The 16,507-nt window shown below is 70.6% G+C and carries 11 protein-coding genes and 1 pseudogene; 7 read left to right on the top strand and 5 right to left on the bottom strand.

Annotation, left to right across the window (positions count from 1 at the left end; genetic code table 11):
* Positions 1–38: 38 nt before the first annotated feature.
* The 3 genes from ACGFRG_RS07555 (at position 39) to ACGFRG_RS07545 (ending at position 3,398) form a co-directional block, all read left to right on the top strand.
* Positions 39–818: a carbon-nitrogen family hydrolase gene (locus ACGFRG_RS07555; RefSeq protein ID WP_393262262.1), complete on the top strand. Its 780-nt coding sequence runs from the start codon at positions 39–41 to the stop codon at positions 816–818.
* 134 nt (positions 819–952) lie between these two features.
* Positions 953–1,525, top strand: coding sequence for a Uma2 family endonuclease (locus ACGFRG_RS07550; protein WP_393262260.1), 573 nt, complete (start codon positions 953–955; stop codon positions 1,523–1,525).
* Between the two features lie 64 nt (positions 1,526–1,589).
* Entirely contained in the window at positions 1,590–3,398 is a 1,809-nt protein-coding gene (locus tag ACGFRG_RS07545; RefSeq protein ID WP_393262257.1) for an NHL domain-containing thioredoxin family protein, read from the top strand.
* A gap of 257 nt (positions 3,399–3,655) precedes the next feature.
* Here ACGFRG_RS07545 and ACGFRG_RS07540 read toward each other — a convergent pair whose 3' ends face one another.
* A complete protein-coding gene (locus tag ACGFRG_RS07540) occupies positions 3,656–4,945 on the bottom strand; it encodes a M18 family aminopeptidase (RefSeq protein WP_361423313.1) in 1,290 nt (429 codons plus the stop codon).
* Positions 4,946–5,219: 274 nt separating this feature from the next.
* Positions 5,220–7,049 (bottom strand): acyl-CoA dehydrogenase, encoded by a 1,830-nt coding sequence (locus ACGFRG_RS07535; protein WP_361423316.1) that lies wholly within the window; start codon positions 7,047–7,049, stop codon positions 5,220–5,222.
* A 122-nt stretch (positions 7,050–7,171) separates the two neighbouring features.
* On the opposite strand from ACGFRG_RS07535, the gene ACGFRG_RS07530 reads away from it, so the two are divergent.
* The 3 genes and pseudogenes from ACGFRG_RS07530 to ACGFRG_RS07520 all read left to right on the top strand — a co-directional run.
* The gene (locus ACGFRG_RS07530) at positions 7,172–7,624 is read left to right on the top strand and encodes an SseB family protein (protein ID WP_188276775.1); all 453 of its coding nucleotides are present in this window, start codon (positions 7,172–7,174) and stop codon (positions 7,622–7,624) included.
* 149 nt (positions 7,625–7,773) lie between these two features.
* The gene (locus tag ACGFRG_RS07525; protein WP_393262254.1) at positions 7,774–8,730 is read left to right on the top strand and encodes a pirin family protein; all 957 of its coding nucleotides are present in this window, start codon (positions 7,774–7,776) and stop codon (positions 8,728–8,730) included.
* A gap of 376 nt (positions 8,731–9,106) precedes the next feature.
* Positions 9,107–10,201, top strand: a pseudogene (locus ACGFRG_RS07520) (AI-2E family transporter); the annotation flags it as partial.
* Here ACGFRG_RS07520 and ACGFRG_RS07515 read toward each other — a convergent pair.
* Positions 10,138–12,411, bottom strand: a complete 2,274-nt coding sequence (locus ACGFRG_RS07515; protein ID WP_393262252.1) for a SpoIIE family protein phosphatase — start codon at positions 12,409–12,411, stop codon at positions 10,138–10,140. The pseudogene ACGFRG_RS07520 and the gene ACGFRG_RS07515 overlap by 64 nt on opposite strands.
* Positions 12,412–12,519: 108 nt before the next feature.
* On the opposite strand from ACGFRG_RS07515, the gene aspS reads away from it, so the two are divergent.
* On the top strand, positions 12,520–14,286 hold the full coding sequence (aspS, locus tag ACGFRG_RS07510) for an aspartate--tRNA ligase (RefSeq protein WP_361423325.1): 1,767 nt from the start codon (positions 12,520–12,522) through the stop codon (positions 14,284–14,286).
* A 312-nt stretch (positions 14,287–14,598) separates the two neighbouring features.
* On the opposite strand, the gene ACGFRG_RS07505 is transcribed toward aspS, so the two are convergent.
* Positions 14,599–14,748, bottom strand: a complete 150-nt coding sequence (locus ACGFRG_RS07505) for a hypothetical protein (RefSeq protein WP_361423328.1) — start codon at positions 14,746–14,748, stop codon at positions 14,599–14,601.
* 150 nt (positions 14,749–14,898) lie between these two features.
* Positions 14,899–16,506, bottom strand: a complete 1,608-nt coding sequence (metG, locus tag ACGFRG_RS07500; RefSeq protein WP_361423331.1) for a methionine--tRNA ligase — start codon at positions 16,504–16,506, stop codon at positions 14,899–14,901.
* Position 16,507: the final 1 nt, after the last annotated feature.

Genomic DNA, 16,507 nt, shown 5'->3' with positions numbered 1-16,507 from the left:
GCCCGTGTTGACAACTCGAATGCCAGGACGGTGGTAGTGTGCGCGCCTCTCTCATCCAATTCGGTGTAGACCCCCAGGAACCGGTCAGTTCGCGCAGGCAGCGGGCGGCTTCGCTGGTGCGCGAGCAGCGGGGCAGCGACCTCGTGGTGCTCCCGGAGCTGTGGACGGTCGGCGCGTTCGCGTACGAGAGCTTCGAGTCCGAGGCGGAGTCGGTTTCTGACGGACCGACGTTTTCGGCCATGTCAAAGGCCGCGCGGGACGCGGGAGTCTGGCTGCACGCCGGGTCCGTGCCCGAGCGGGCGGCGGACGGCGGCCTCTACAACACCTCCCTCGTCCTCACGCCCGAGGGCGAGCTCGCGGCCACGTACCGCAAGATCCACCGCTTCGGTTTCGACCAGGGCGAGGCGCTGTTGATGAGCGCGGGCGCCGAACTGGTCACCGTGGCGCTCCCGGAGACCGTGGCGGGCCTCGCCACCTGCTACGACCTGCGCTTCCCCGAGCTGTTCCGGGGCCTGGTCGACGCGGGCGCGCAGACCTTCGTGATCCCGGCGGGCTGGCCCGCCAAGCGCCTGGCCCACTGGACGCTCCTCGCGCGCGCCCGCGCGGTCGAGAACCAGGCGTACGTCCTGGCCTGCGGCACCGGCGGCACCCACGCGGGCGTCCCGCAGGCGGGCCACAGCGTGGTGATCGACCCGTGGGGCGAGGTCCTGGCGGAGGCGGGCGAGGGCGAGGAGGTCCTGACGGTGGATCTGGACCTGTCCCGGGTGGCGACGACCCGGGAGTCCTTCCCGGCGCTGAAGGACCGGCGGCTGGGCTGAGGCGTTCGGGGTGGGCGGGTGCGGGGGTGAATCCGGCCCGGAACGAGGGCAGGGCATCGGGTTCCGCACCAGCCTGGGTGAGGTACGGGGTTCAGTCGGCACGACGCAGCATCCGGAGGATTAGGGTGACCGCCATGACGGAGCAGGCCACGCCCATAGTCGACCAAGGGGAACGAACGTTCGACAGGCTTCTGCGGACCGTCGAAGAGCTGGACACGCCAGACGGCTTCAAGGCCGAACTCATCCGGGGGAAGATCGTCGTGTCGCGGTGGTCCAAGCTGCGCTACTACCGCCCGATGAGTTCACTGCGTGAGCAGCTGAAGGCCCACGCCCCGGAAAAGCACGTCGTAGAGATCGCGCCCTTCCTCTTCCGCTTCCCGGACGCCGAGCGCGCCTACGGGCCGGACCTCTATGTCGCTGACGTGTCGGCTTTCGACGCCGAGGGACGGCACGCCGAGGCCGAGGCCCTGTCCCTCGTCGCCGAGTTCACCTCCGTCTCCACCCGGGACGCGGACTGGGAGGACAAACTCCAGGTCTACGGTCGGCTGGTCCCCGTCTACCTGGTGGTCGACATGCAGGACCGGGAGATCACCTGCTGCTCCGACCCTTCTCCGCACGGATACCGCTCGCGCACCACCGTCTCCTTCGGCCAGGAACTGCGGATCCCGGCTCCATTCGACTGCGGGATCGATACCGGCGACTTCTGAATCCCTGGAATCCGCATCATGCGGCTGTGATCCGGCGTTCACGCCGGGGTGGCACCCTTGACCCATGAATGATGCCTCGCCGGCCCCCCGCCGTGCCCGTGTCCGTGCCCCCGAGCTCATCGGCAAGGGCGGCTGGCTGAACACCGGTGATCAGCAGTACACCCTCGCCGACCTGCGGGGCAGGATCGTCATCCTGGACTTCTGGACGTTCTGCTGCATCAACTGTCTGCACGTCCTGGACGAGCTGCGGGAGCTGGAGGAGAAGCACCGGGACACCGTGGTGATCATCGGGGTGCACTCGCCGAAGTTCGTGCACGAGGCCGATCACCAGGCCGTCGTCGACGCCGTCGAGCGCTACCAGGTGCACCACCCGGTCCTGGACGACCCGGAGCTCGCGACCTGGAAGCAGTACGCGGTACGGGCCTGGCCCACGCTCGTCGTCATCGACCCCGAGGGGTACATCGTCGGCCAGCACGCGGGCGAGGGGCACGCCCACGCCATCGCGAAGCTGGTGGAGGAGCTGGAGGCCGAGCACGCGGCCAAGGGGACGCTGCGGCGCGGGGACGGGCCGTACGTCGCGCCGGAGCCGGTGGCGAGCGATCTGCGCTTCCCGGGCAAGGCGGTCGTGCTGCCGGGCAGCGGGAACTTCCTGGTCTCCGACTCGACCCGGCACCAGCTGGTCGAGCTGGAGCCGGACGGGGAGACGGTCGTGCGGCGGATCGGCGACGCGGAGTCCGGCGAGTTCAAGGAGCCGCAGGGGCTCGCGGTGCTGCCCGACGGCCGTGTCGTGGTCGCGGACACCGTCAACCACGCGCTGCGGGTGTTCGACCCCGCCAATGGCGATGTCGTACGGGTCGCGGGCACCGGCAAGCAGTGGTGGCAGGGCTCGCCCACGTCCGGGCCGGCCCTGGAGGTCGACCTCTCCTCGCCGTGGGACGTGGCGTGGTGGCAGGGCAAGGTGTGGATCGCCATGGCCGGGGTGCACCAGCTGTGGACGTACGACCCCGAGCTCGGCACGGTCGAGGTCGCGGCCGGGACGACGCAGGAGGGGCTGGTCGACGGACCGGCCGCCGAGGCGTGGTTCGCGCAGCCGTCGGGGCTCGCGGCGGACGGGGACCGGCTGTGGGTCGCGGACTCGGAGAACTCGGCGCTGCGGTATGTGGAGCGCGAGGGGTCTTCGTACGTGGTGCGTACGGCTGTCGGGACCGGGCTGTTCGACTTCGGGCACCGGGACGGGGAGGCTTCGCAGGCCCTGCTCCAGCACCCGCTCGGCGTGACGGCGCTGCCGGACGGGTCGGTGGCGTTGTCCGACACGTACAACCACGCGCTGCGGCGCTACGACCCGGCCTCGGGTGAAGTCACCACGCTGGCCACGGACTTGCGCGAGCCCAGCGACGCGGTGCTCGTCGGGGACGACATCGTGGTGGTCGAGTCGGCTCGGCACCGGCTGACGCGGCTTCGGCTGCCGGAGTCGGCGGTACGGGTCGACGCGGTCGCGCACCGCACGCAGCGGGCGGCGACCGAAGTCGCCCCCGGGCGGCTTCGGTTGGACGTGGTGTTCCAGGCGCCGACGGGTCAGAAGCTGGACACGCGGTACGGTCCGTCGACCCGGCTGCTGGTGTCTTCCACTCCTCCGGAGCTGCTGCTGTCGGGGGAGGGGGCGGGCTCGGACCTCTCGCGTGCGCTGGAGCTGAACCCGGCGGTGTCGGAGGGCGTGCTCCATGTCTCCGCGATGGCGGCGTCGTGCGACGACGACCCGGCGAACGAGTACCCGGCGTGCCACGTCCACCAGCAGGACTGGGGCGTGCCGGTGCGGGTGCTGGAGGGCGGCGCGGCGCGGCTGCCCCTGGTCCTGGCGGGCCTGGACGCTTAGCCCCACCCCACCCCTTCCCGCTGTGACATGTGCGGCTCCGCCGCGTGGCCTCCGGGGGTGGGTGGGGGTGGAGGTGGTCTCCCGGGGGCTGCGCCCCCGGACCCCTGAGCGGGGGCTGCGCCCCCTGCACCCCGATTCGGGGCGCGGCCAGCGAGGATCGCCCCGCAGGGGCGCATTAAGGGGCGCGGGGAACTGCGCGACCAGCCCCCACCGGTCCGCAGACGAAACACCGGCCGGCCCGGGTAGGCCGGGGAGGGTCAGCCCTCCAGGAAGGACACCAGGGCGTTGGCCAGCAAGTACGGGTCGTCCGCGCCGCACAGTTCGCGGGCGCTGTGCATGGACAGGATCGCGACGCCGATGTCGACCGTCTGGATGCCGTGGCGGGCCGCCGTGATCGGGCCGATCGTCGTGCCGCACGGCATCGCGTTGTTGGAGACGAAGTTCTGCCACGGCACGCCCGCCCGCTCGCACGCGGCGGCGAAGACCGCCCGGCCCGCGCCGTCCGTCGCGTAACGCTGGTTGACGTTCACCTTCAGGATCGGGCCGCCGTTGGCGCGCGGGTGGTGCGTGGGGTCGTGGCGCTCCGCGTAGTTGGGGTGGATGGCGTGGCCGGTGTCCGAGGACAGGCAGACCGTGCCCGCGAAGGCCCGTGCCTTGTCCTCGTACGTACCGCCGCGCGCGAACACCGACCGCTCCAGGACGGTCCCGAGCAGGGGCCCGTCCGCGCCGGTGTCGGCCTGCGAGCCGTTCTCCTCGTGGTCGAAGGCCGCCAGGACCGGGATGTACGCCAGGTCCGGCGTCGCCGAGGCCGCCGCCAGCGCCGCCGTGCCCGCGTGCACCGAGATCAGGTTGTCCATCCGGGGACCGGCCACCAGCTCCTGGTCGCGGCCCAGATACGACGGCGGCTCGATCGAGTGCACCATCAGGTCCCACCCGGTGACCTCGCCCTCGGCCAGCCCCTCCTCCTGCTCCAGGAAGCGGATCAGGTCGCCCTCCTCGACATCGCCGAGGCCCCAGATGGGCTGGAGGTGCTTCTGGCGGTCCAGCTTCAGCCCGTCGTTGGCGGATCGGTCGAGGTGGATGGCCAGCTGCGGGACGCGCAGCAGGGCGCGGTCCACGTTCACCAGGCGGTGCGAGCCGTCGCGCAGGGTCAGCCGGCCCGCCAGGCCCAGGTCGCGGTCGAGCCAGGTGTTCAGGAGCGTGCCGCCGTAGACCTCCACCGCGATCTGCCGCCAGCCGTACGCGCCCGCGTCCGGCAGCGGCTTGACCCGCAGGTTCGGCGAGTCGGTGTGCGCGCCGACGATCCGGAACGGGGTGTGCGCCGCCGCGCCCTCCGGCACGTACCAGGCGATGATCGCGCCCCCGCGCACCACGTACTTTCCACCGGTCGACGCGTCCCACGCGTCCGTCTCCCGCACCTGCTGGAAGCCGGCCTTCTCAAGCCGCGTGGCCGCGTTCGCCACCGCGTGGTACGGCGACGGGCTCGCCGCGAGGAAGGACATCAGGTCGTCGGTGTGGCCGCGGTCGAAGCGGGAGGGTGTGCTCATGGAGCCCAGCATAGGTAGGTGTTCCGGAGACCGGACGGGGTGCTGGAAACCGGGCGGTTCGTAGGACAAGAACCACAGTCCGTGAGGACAGGAACCACAGCCCACGGGGACGGTGACCACGGACCGCAGCCCGCGGCCGGGCCTGGAAGGTGGCCCCGCCGCGGGCTGCGGTGGTGTGAGGAGCGGGTCAGGGGCGTCTCACCACCCCCCTGACCCGTCGTGCGAACCGCGTCCAGCGAATCGCGTTGGGCGAACCGCGTCGAGCGGAAGCCGATCAGAACGCCGACTCGTCCAGCTCCATCAGCGACAGGTCGACCGTCTCGGCCAGCGCGCGCGCCGCGCCCACGCCCGGCAGGACGTTGGCGGCGAAGAACTTCGCGGCCGCGATCTTGCCGGTGTAGAACGGGACGTCCTTCGCCGAGGCCGACCCCAGCTTCTCGGCCGCGACCGCCGCGCCCTTGAGCAGCAGGTAGCCGACGACGACGTCGCCCGAGGCCATCAGCAGGCGGGTGGTGTTGAGGCCCACCTTGTAGATGTTCTTGACGTCCTCGCCCGTGGCGGTCAGGTCGGTGATCATCGCGCCGACGATCGCCTCCAGGTCCACCGCGGCCTTGGCCAGGGAGTCGAGCGCGCCGCCCAGCTCCTCGTTGCCCGACTGCTCGGCGAGGAACTTCTTGATCTCCTCGGAGAGGAGGTTGAGCGAGGCGCCCTGGTCGCGGACGATCTTCCGGAAGAAGAAGTCCTGGCCCTGGATGGCCGTGGTGCCCTCGTAGAGCGTGTCGATCTTGGCGTCGCGGATGTACTGCTCGATCGGGTACTCCTGGAGGTACCCGGAGCCGCCGAAGGTCTGCAGCGACTCGGACGACAGCTTCTCGTACGACTTCTCCGAGCCGTAGCCCTTCACGATCGGCAGGAGCAGGTCGTTGAGGCCGACGAGCGCCTTGGCGTCCTCGCCCGCGGCCTCCTTGACCTGGATCGCGTCCTGGACGGCGGCGGTGTAGAGGACCAGCGAGCGCATGCCCTCGGCGTACGCCTTCTGCGTCATCAGCGAGCGGCGCACGTCCGGGTGGTGAGTGATCGTCACCTTGGGCGCGGTCTTGTCCATGAACTGCGAGAGGTCGCTGCCCTGGACGCGCTCCTTGGCGTACTCAAGGGCGTTCAGGTAACCCGTCGACAGCGTCGCGATGGCCTTCGTGCCGACCATCATGCGGGCGAACTCGATGATCATGAACATCTGGCGGATGCCGTCGTGCTTGTCGCCGATCAGCCAGCCCTTGGCGGGGTGCTGGTCGCCGAACGTCATCTCGCACGTGTTGGAGGCCTTCAGGCCCATCTTGTGCTCGACGTTCGTCGCGTACACGCCGTTGCGCTCGCCCAGCTCGCCGGTCTCCCAGTCGAAGTGGAACTTCGGGACCAGGAAGAGGGAGAGGCCCTTGGTGCCGGGGCCGTGGCCCTCGGGGCGCGCCAGCACGTAGTGGAGGATGTTCTCCGCCATGTCGTGCTCGCCGGACGTGATGAAGCGCTTCACGCCCTCGATGTGCCAGGAGCCGTCGGCCTGCTGGATCGCCTTGGTGCGGCCGGCGCCGACGTCCGAGCCCGCGTCCGGCTCGGTCAGGACCATCGTCGAGCCCCACTGCTTCTCGACGGCGATCTGCGCGATCTTCTTCTGCGCCTCGTTGCCCTCGTCGTGCAGGATGCCGGCGAACGCCGGGCCCGAGGAGTACATCCAGATCGCCGGGTTGGCGCCGAGCAGCAGCTCCGCGTACGCCCAGATCAGGGAGCGCGGCGAGACGGTGCCGCCGATCGCCTCCGGCAGGCCGAGCCGCCAGTACTCGGAGTCCATGAACGCCTTGAAGGAGCTCTTGAAGGACTCCGGAACCGGCGCGGTGTTGGTCTCCGGGTCGAACACCGGCGGGTTGCGGTCCGCGTCGGCGAAGGAGTCGGCCAGCTCGTTCTCGGCCAGGCGCGCGATCTCGTCCAGGATGGACTTGGCGGTGTCGACGTCCATCTCGGCGAACGGGCCGGTGCCGTACAGCTTGTCGCGGCCGAGGACCTCGAAGAGGTTGAACTCGATGTCGCGGAGATTCGACTTGTAGTGCCCCATGGCGACGGCTCCGTAAGCAGGATCGGTTACATCTCTACCAGCAAGTAGCTACGATGATGCTACCCGTCGGTAATAAGACGCAACCCCTCTGGGCACATATGTGGCGCACTACTCTTGCGCCCATGTACGGCTACGACCAGAACCAGGGTGCTCAGCAGCAGTACGCCCAGCCGCAGCAGCCTTCCTACGGGGAGCAGCCGCTGTACCCCGAGCCGTCGCCGCCGTCGCTCGCGGACGCGGTGCGGGCGTTCACCACGGGATCGCTGTCGGCCGAGGACTTCCAGCAGATCTTCGCGGGCTCGAAGGTCTACTGCCCGCGCGGCGACAACCCCGGATTCCTGGCGCTGCACAACACGCAGCAGCCGGTCATCCCGATGTTCACGTCGCTGAAGGAGCTGCGGCGGTACGCGGGCAAGGAGTCCAAGTACTTCGTGATCACCGGGGCCGAGGTCATCGACCTGCTCCCGACGGGGTACGGCTTCGTCCTCGACATGGAGGGCGACCACCGGATGGTGTTCGACGCGAAGGCGGTCGAGCAGATGGTGGACTTCGCGATGCGGCGGATGTACGGCTGACGGCTTTCGGCCCGATTTCCGGCCGACTTCTACGGGGGTGGGTGCCCCCGGAACCCCCTTGTGGCCCCCTCGGGAATCAGGACGCCTTGCCGACTGTTCACCATTCAACTACTTTGGATGCTGAGCATCCCGCCGAGGAGGGCCGTCCCATGCCTGCTGTGACCGTCGAGAACCCGTTGACCCTGCCGCGCGTGGTCGCGCCCCAGGGCGCGGTGCCGCGTCCCGTGCTCGCCGTGACCACGGCGCCGAGCGGCTTCGAGGGGGAGGGCTTCCCGGTGCGGCGCGCCTTCGCCGGGATCAACTACCAGTACCTCGACCCGTTCATCATGATGGACCAGATGGGCGAGGTGGAGTACGCGCCGGGCGAGCCCAAGGGCACCCCGTGGCACCCGCACCGCGGCTTCGAGACCGTGACGTACCTGATCGACGGGACCTTCGTCCACCAGGACAGCAACGGTGGCGGCGGCACGATCATGAACGGCGACACCCAGTGGATGACGGCGGGCTCCGGGCTGCTGCACATCGAGGCGCCGCCGGAGTCGCTCGTGACGTCGGGCGGGCTGTTCCACGGGCTCCAGCTGTGGGTGAACCTGCCCGCCGCCGACAAGATGATGGACCCGCGCTACCAGGACATCCGGGGCGGCCAGGTCCAGCTCCTGACCTCGCCGGACGGCGGCGCGCTGCTCCGGGTGATCGCGGGCGAGCTGGACGGCCACCAGGGTCCGGGCGTCACGCACACCCCGATCACGATGATCCACGCGACGGTCCGGCCGGGCGCGGAGATCACGCTGCCGTGGCGGGCGGACTTCAACGGGCTGGCGTATGTGCTGGCCGGGCGGGGCTCGGTGGGTACGGCTCGCCGTCCGGTCCACATGGGCCAGACCGCCGTGTTCGGCGACGGCGGGTCGCTGACGGTGCGGGCGGACGAGAAGCAGGACGGTCACACGCCGGACCTGGAGATCGTGCTGCTGGGCGGGCGCCCGATCCGTGAGCCGATGGCGCACTACGGGCCGTTCGTGATGAACACCCGCGAGGAGCTTCAGCAGGCGTTCGACGACTTCCAGAAGGGGCTGCTGGGCACGATCCCGGCGGTGCACGGGATGTAGCCCCTCCCCGCCCCTTCCCTAAACCCTCCGGGGGTGGGTGGGGGTGGAGGTGGGAGGGGGTTCTCCGGGGGCTACGCCCCCGGACCCCCAGCGGGGCCTGCGGCCCCTGCACCCCGCTCACGGGGCTCCGCCCCCGGACCCCCAGCGGGGCCTGCGGCCCCTGCACCCCGCTCACGGGGCTCCGCCCCGGGCCCCCTGTTTGTCCGCGAGCAACCCAGCACGGCCCGCAGCCGAAGAGATCGCCCCGAAGGGGCGGTCAAGGGGCGCGGGGAACTGCGCGACCAGCCCCCACCGGCCCGCAGGCCGAGACCCGGCGCTGGACCCGGGCGGGTGTACCCGGGGCGCGGACGCGTGGGTGTCGTGGTGATGTGGACGCGTGGAGCGTGGTCGGCCGCTACTTCCCGACGCCGCGCGGCGGACCGCCGCCTGGTGTGTCGTCATCCTGCTCGTCACCGGCGTCGCCGCCGTCGGCGTCTGGCTCTGCGTGGTCTTCAAGACCGCCGTCACGCCCGTGCTGCTCGCGCTGCTCGGCACCGCGCTGCTCGGGCCCGTGTTCCGGCGGCTGCTGAGGCTGCGGATGAGGCCGTCGCTCGCCGCCGGGCTCACCTGCGTCGCGCTCGTCGCCGTCGTCGGCGGCGCCGGGTACATCGTCGTCACCGCCCTCATCGACTCCGGCGACCAGATCATCGAGTCGCTGCGCCAGGCCGGGCAGTGGCTGGCCGACCACTTCGGGGTGGCGAGCGGCGACGGGGTCTTCAGCCTCGCCGACCACGCCAAGGAGCTCATCTCGAAGTTCGGCGCCTCGGCCGCGTCCGGGCTGCTCGCCGGGCTCAGCGTGATCGGGAAGCTGATCGCGACCGGAGTGCTGTCGCTGCTGCTGACCTTCTTCTTCCTGAAGGACTCCGACCGGGCCGTCCACCTCGCCCACTCCATCGCCCCGCGCGGCACCGGGCACCTCGTCGAGGCCATGGCCCGGCGGGCGTTCGAGGCCGTGGAGGGGTTCATGCGGGGGACGACGCTCATCGCGCTCATCGACGCGGTGTGCATCACGGTGGGGCTGCTCGTCCTGCGGGTGCCCGGCGCGGTCGGGCTCGGCGCGCTGGTGTTCATCGGCGCGTACATCCCGTACCTCGGCGCCTTCGTCTCCGGCACCGTCGCCGTGCTGGTCGCGCTCGCCGACCGGGGGCTCGGGATCGCGCTGTGGACGGTCGGGGTCGTCCTCGCCGTACAGCAGCTGGAGGGGCACATCCTGCAACCGGTGATCCAGAGCCGGACCGTGCAGATGCATCCGGCGATGGTCATGATCGCGATCACGGCCGGGGCGAGCGTCGCCGGGCTGCTCGGGATGCTGCTCGCGGTGCCGGTCGCGGCCGCCGGATTCGGGGTGCTGAGCGAGCTGCGGAAGCGTTACGCCATCGACGAGGGCGAGGGCGATGGCGGGCCCGAAGCGGCCTCGGGCTCGACGCCCGGTTCGCCGTCCGCCGGGCCTCCGGACGCTCCCGGTCCGCCGTCGGCCGGTCCCCCGGACGTTCCCGGCCCGCCCTCCCCCGGCCCCCCGGGCGACGCCTCCCCCTCGTAGATCTCGAACCAGATCGACTTTCCCTCGCCCCTCGGGTCCACTCCCCACCGCTCGGCCAGCATCTCCATCAGGACCAGGCCGCGTCCGCTGGAGGCCATCTCGCCGGGGCGGCGCTTGTGGGGGAGGTCGTCGCTGGCGTCGGCCACCTCCACGCGCAGGCGGCGGGTGCCGGGGGCGCCGGTGGCCTCGGCGACCAGGAGGGCGTCGCCGTCGGTGTGGACCAGGACGTTGGTGACCATCTCGGAGACCATCAGGACCGCCGAGTCGATCTGCTCCTCGTCGGCCCAGTCGTGCAGCAGCTCGCGCAGCTCGCGGCGGGCGCCCGCGATGCGGTGCGGCTCGGCCTGGGCGACGGTCAGGGCGGTGCGGCGGGCCGGGGTCACGCCGGTGCCGGTGCCCGCGCCGCAGCCGCACTCGTCGCTGTTGCGGCACAGCAGCAGCACCGCGATGTCGTCCTCGCGGCGGTCGGCCAGCGGGCCCACGGTGTGGTGCGAGGAGGGGCCGTGCACCGCCTGGACCAGCGAGTCCGCCAGTTTCTCCAGGTTGTCGCCGGTGTCCTCCTCCAGGACCGGGCGCAGCCGGGTCCAGCCGGAGGCCATGTCGTGGCCGCCGGTCTCGATCAGCCCGTCGGTGCAGAGCATCATCGTCTCGCCGGGCTCCAGGACCAGGCGGGTGGTCGGGTAGTCCGAGTCCGCCTCGATGCCGAGCGGCAGACCGCCCGCCGTCTGGCGTATCAGCGCGGTGCCCTCGGCCGTACGGATCACCGGGTCCGGGTGGCCGGCCCGGGCGATGTCGAGGGTGCCCGTCGTCGGGTCGACCTCGATGTAGAGGCAGGTCGCGAAGCGCGGGTGGTCGTCCGCCTCGCCGTAGGACTCCCCGTACGACTCGGTGATCCCGGACAGGAAGCGCGAGGCGCGCGAGAGGACCGCGTCGGGGCGGTGGCCCTCGCTCGCGTACGCCCGCAGCGCGATCCGCAGCTGGCCCATCAGGCCCGCAGCTCTTACGTCATGGCCCTGCACATCCCCGATGACCAGCGCGAACCTGCCGTTGGGCAGCGGGATCATGTCGTACCAGTCGCCGCCGACCTGGAGCCCGCCGCCGGTCGGCACATAGCGGGCCGCGACCGTCATACCGGGGATCTCGGGGCCGAGCGTCGGCATCATCGAGCGCTGCAGGCCCAGCGAGAGCTCCCGCTCGGACTCCGCCTCGCCCGCCCGCGCCAGCGCCTGGGCGAGCATCCGGGCCACCGTCGTCAAAACCGAGCGCTCGTCGGGCGTGAACGCCACCGGGTGCTTGAACGCGGCCATCCAGGCGCCCATGGTCCTGCCTGCCACGATCAGCGGCAGGAACGCCCAGGACTGCCGGTCGAAGCGCTGGGCTAGCGGCCAGGTGGCCGGGTAGCGGCGGCGGTACTCCTCGGGGGTGGGCAGATAGATGGCCCGGCCGGTGCGCACGACGTCGGTGGCCGGGTAGTCCGTGTCCAGCTGCATGTCCGCGAAGGGGCCGTCGTCGCCCGGGTTGTGCCCGTGGTGGCCGATGATCGACAGGCGGTCGCCCGCGACGCCGAAGACGGCGAGGCCGTCCGGCGAGAAGCCGGGCATGGAGAGCGAGGCGGCGACCCGCAGCACCTCGGCGGTCGAGCGCGCCTCGGCCAGCGCCCGGCCCGCGTCGAGCAGGAACGCCTCCCGGGAGCGGCGCCAGTCGCCGGTGATGGAGGGGTGCGCGGCGGTGGTGCCGGGCTGCGGCTCGGCGACCTCCTGGAGGGTGCCGACCAGGACGTAGCTCACGCCGTCGTGGGTGTCCTTGGGCAGCGGTTTCGAGCGGCTTCGTACGGTGCGCAGCACCCGGCCGTTCTCGTCCATGATCCGCATCCGGGCCTCGGCCAGGGTGCCCTCGGCGAGGGCGAGGGCCACGATCTGGTCGACCTCGTTCCAATCGACCGGGTGGAAGCGGGAGCGCACGGCGGCCTCGGTGAGCACGGCCCGTTCGGCGGGCAGACCGAGCAGGCGGGCGGCCTCGGCGTCGACCGTGACCGTTCCGGACGCGTTGTCCCAGCGCCACAGCCCGGTGGCGATGGCAGCCAGGACGTCCTCGGTGCGCATGATCCCCACTCTATGCAGCCCGATTTATACCGGCGAGAGCTGCTGGGCCCGGCCGGTAACCTGGAGGGACTGTTTCCCGCCTGTCACGCGAAGAACTGGATGAAGAAAATGCATCGGTACAGGTCCCACACCTGCGGCGAGCTCCGCGCCACCGACGTCGGCGCCGACGTCCGGCTGAGCGGCTGGCTGCACAATCGCCGAGACCTGGGCGGCATCCTCTTCATCGATCTGCGCGACCACTACGGCATCACCCAGCTGGTCGCCCGCCCGGGCACGCCCGGCGCCGAGGTGCTGGACAAGCTCTCCAAGGAGACGGTCGTCCGCATCGACGGCAAGGTCGTCTCGCGCGGCGCGGAGAACGTGAACGCGGACCTGCCGACCGGCGAGGTCGAGATCGAGGTCGGCGAGGTCGAGGTGCTCGGCGCGGCCGCCCCGCTGCCGTTCACGATCAACGCGGACGACGGTGTCAACGAGGAGCGGCGCCTTGAGTACCGCTTCCTCGACCTGCGCCGCGAGCGCATGCACCGCAACATCATGCTGCGCTCGGCCGTCATCTCGGCGATGCGCCACAAGATGACCGCGCTCGGCTTCAACGAGATGGCGACCCCGATCCTCGCCGCGACCTCCCCCGAGGGCGCCCGCGACTTCGTCGTCCCGTCCCGCCTGAACCCCGGCAAGTTCTACGCGCTGCCGCAGGCCCCGCAGCAGTTCAAGCAGCTGCTGATGATCTCCGGCTTCGACCGCTACTTCCAGATCGCGCCCTGCTTCCGCGACGAGGACGCCCGCGCGGACCGCTCGCCGGGCGAGTTCTACCAGCTCGACATCGAGATGTCCTTCGTCGAGCAGGAGGACATCTTCCAGCCCGTCGAGAAGCTGATGACCGAGCTCTTCGAGGAGTTCGGCGGCGGCCGCCACGTCACCTCGCCGTTCCCGCGCATCCCGTTCCGCGAGTCGATGCTGAAGTACGGCAACGACAAGCCGGACCTGCGCGCCCAGCTGGAGCTCGTCGACATCACCGACGTCTTCGAGGGCTCCGAGTTCAAGGCGTTCGCGGGCAAGCACGTGCGCGCGCTGCCGGTGCCGGACGTCGCGGGCCAGTCCCGCAAGTTCTTCGACGGCCTGGGCGAGTACGCGGTGGAGCACGGCGCCAAGGGCCTGGCCTGGATCCGTGTGGGCGAGGACGGCGCGTTCGCGGGCCCGATCGCCAAGTTCCTCACCGAGGAGAACGTCAAGGTCCTCACCGAGCGCCTGGGCCTGAAGGCCGGGCACGCGGTGTTCTTCGGCGCGGGCGAGTACGACGAGGTCTCCAAGATCATGGGCGCGGTCCGCGTCGAGGCCGCCAAGCGCGCCGGCCACTTCGAGGAGGGCGTCTTCCGCTTCTGCTGGATCGTCGACTTCCCGATGTACGAGAAGGACGAGGACACCGGCAAGATCGACTTCTCGCACAACCCGTTCTCGATGCCGCAGGGCGGCCTTGAGGCGCTGGAGAACGAGGACCCGCTGGACATCCTCGGCTGGCAGTACGACATCGTCTGCAACGGCATCGAGCTGTCCTCCGGCGCCATCCGTAACCACGAGCCCGACATCATGTTCAAGGCCTTCGAGATCGCGGGCTACACCCGCGAGACCGTGGAGACCGAGTTCGCGGGCATGCTGCGCGCCTTCCAGTACGGCGCCCCGCCGCACGGCGGCATCGCCCCCGGCGTCGACCGCATCGTGATGCTGCTCGCCGACGAGCCCAACATCCGCGAGACCATCGCGTTCCCGCTCAACGGCAACGCGCAGGACCTGATGATGGGCGCGCCGACGGAGCTGGAGGAGGCCCGCCTGCGCGAGCTGAACATCCAGCTGCGCAAGCCGGTCGCGCCGAAGTAGTGCCCGGTCTTCGTCTGCGGGTTGTCGTGGGCTGGTCGCGCACCACAGACGGTCCGCAGACGAACGGCCACGCACCCGCGGAGCGCTAGGGCCTGTCCGGTGGATCTTGCCTGGGACGCGGGGGTGTGGCACGCCCATCTGCCGCGTTGTCGTCGGTTGCCGACTCCCCCAAGCTCTCGGCTCCGCTCGACCAGGGGGCACCCCCACGCGTCGCCGCCCTCCTCCGCCTTGCAGCTGGGCGTGCCACACCCCCGCTCACCAGCACCGAAACGGCGGCCCGGACCGAAGGCGGCCAGATCCACCGGACAGGCCCTAGTCGTCGTCCCCGCCGATCACGTCGGGCGACGGCGGGCCGCAGGGCCGGTTGGCGGACTGCCGGTTCGCCTCCCGGACCTTCGCCAGCAGCTCCTCGCGCCGCCGGGCGTCCTCCTCCGCCTGCTGCTGGTCCGTACTCCGTGTCACGGCGTGGCACCCCCTCCAGCACGTACCGACTCATGTGCAGCGTGCGCGCGGCGGGGGCAGGCCGCAACCGTTTCGTACATGCGAAAGGCCCGGAATTCCGCTTCCGGGCCTTCCTTGCTCCTACGAGGTGTACGAGCGGTTGCGTACGGACTACGCGGGCTTCTCCTCCAGACGCGGGAACAGCACCGCGCCCTTCGTCACCGTCGCGCCGACCGGCAGCCGGCCCCAGCGGCCCGCGTCCTGCACGCGCTGGTCGGCCAGCGGGCCCAGGTCCGCGACCTCGGCGCCCAGCGAGTCCCACAGCTTCTGCGAGGTGTCGGGCATCACCGGGTTCAGCAGGACGGCGACCGCGCGCAGCGCCTCGGCGGCGGTGTAGAGGATGGTCGCCAGGCGCGCCCGGCCCTCCTCCGACTCGTCCTTGGCCACCTTCCACGGCTCCTGCTCCGTGATGTAGCCGTTGACCTGCTTCACGAAGTCGAACACCGCCAGGATGCCGCCCTGGAAGTCCAGCTCGTCGCCGATCTTCCGGTCCGCCTCGGCCACGGCCTTCGCCATGCCGTCGGCGATCGCCTGCTCGGCCTCGCCCGCGGCGGTGGCTGCGGGCAGCGTGCCGCCGAAGTACTTGCCGACCATGGCCGCCACGCGCGAGGCGAGGTTGCCGTAGTCGTTGGCGAGCTCGGAGGTGTACCGGGCGGTGAAGTCCTCCCAGGAGAACGAGCCGTCCTGGCCGAAGGCGATGGCACGCAGGAAGTACCAGCGGTAGGCGTCGACGCCGAAGTGCGAGGTGAGGTCCTGCGGCTTGATGCCCGTCAGGTTCGACTTCGACATCTTCTCGCCGCCGACCATCAGCCAGCCGTTGGCCGCGACCTTGCCGGGCACCGGCAGGCCGTTCGCCATCAGCATCGCGGGCCAGATCACCGCGTGGAAGCGGAGGATGTCCTTACCGATGAGGTGGACGTTGGCCGGGAAGGTCTCGTCGAACTTCGCCTGGTCCGAGCCGTAGCCGACGGCGGTGGCGTAGTTCAGGAGGGCGTCGATCCACACGTAGATGACGTGCTTGTCGTCCCACGGGACCGGGACGCCCCAGTCGAAGGTGGAGCGCGAGATCGACAGGTCCTGCAGGCCCTGCTTGACGAAGTTCACGACCTCGTTGCGGGCCGACTCGGGCTGGATGAAGCCGGGGTTGGCCTCGTAGAACTCGACCAGCTTCGGGCCGTACTCGGAGAGCTTGAAGAAGTAGTTCTCCTCCTTGAGGATCTCCACCGGCTTCTTGTGGACGGGGCACAGCTTGGTGCCGTCCTCGGCCTCGATGAGGTCACCGGGGAGCTTGTACTCCTCGCAGCCCACGCAGTACGGGCCCTCGTAGCCGCCCTTGTAGATCTCGCCCTTGTCGTACAGGTCCTGGACGAACTCCTGCACACGGTCGGTGTGCCGCTTCTCCGTCGTACGGATGAAGTCGTCGTTCGCGATCTCCAGGTGCTCCCAGAGAGGCTTCCAGGCCTCTTCCACGAGCTTGTCGCACCACTCCTGCGGGGTGACGTTGTTCGCCTCCGCGGTGCGCATGATCTTCTGACCGTGCTCGTCCGTGCCGGTGAGGTACCACACCTTCTCGCCGCGCTGACGGTGCCAGCGCGTGAGCACGTCGCCTGCGACGGTCGTGTAGGCGTGGCCCAGGTGAGGAGCGTCGTTGACGTAGTAAATGGGGGTCGAGACGTAAAACGCCTTCGCCCCCTGCTTCTCGGATCCAGTGGCCGCCATG

The sequence above is a fragment of the Streptomyces sp. NPDC048696 genome, from assembly GCF_043198895.1.
Lineage (GTDB): Bacteria > Actinomycetota > Actinomycetes > Streptomycetales > Streptomycetaceae > Streptomyces.
Note: the sequence above shows the minus strand (reverse complement) of the source record. Positions and strands in the feature narration are given on the sequence as shown.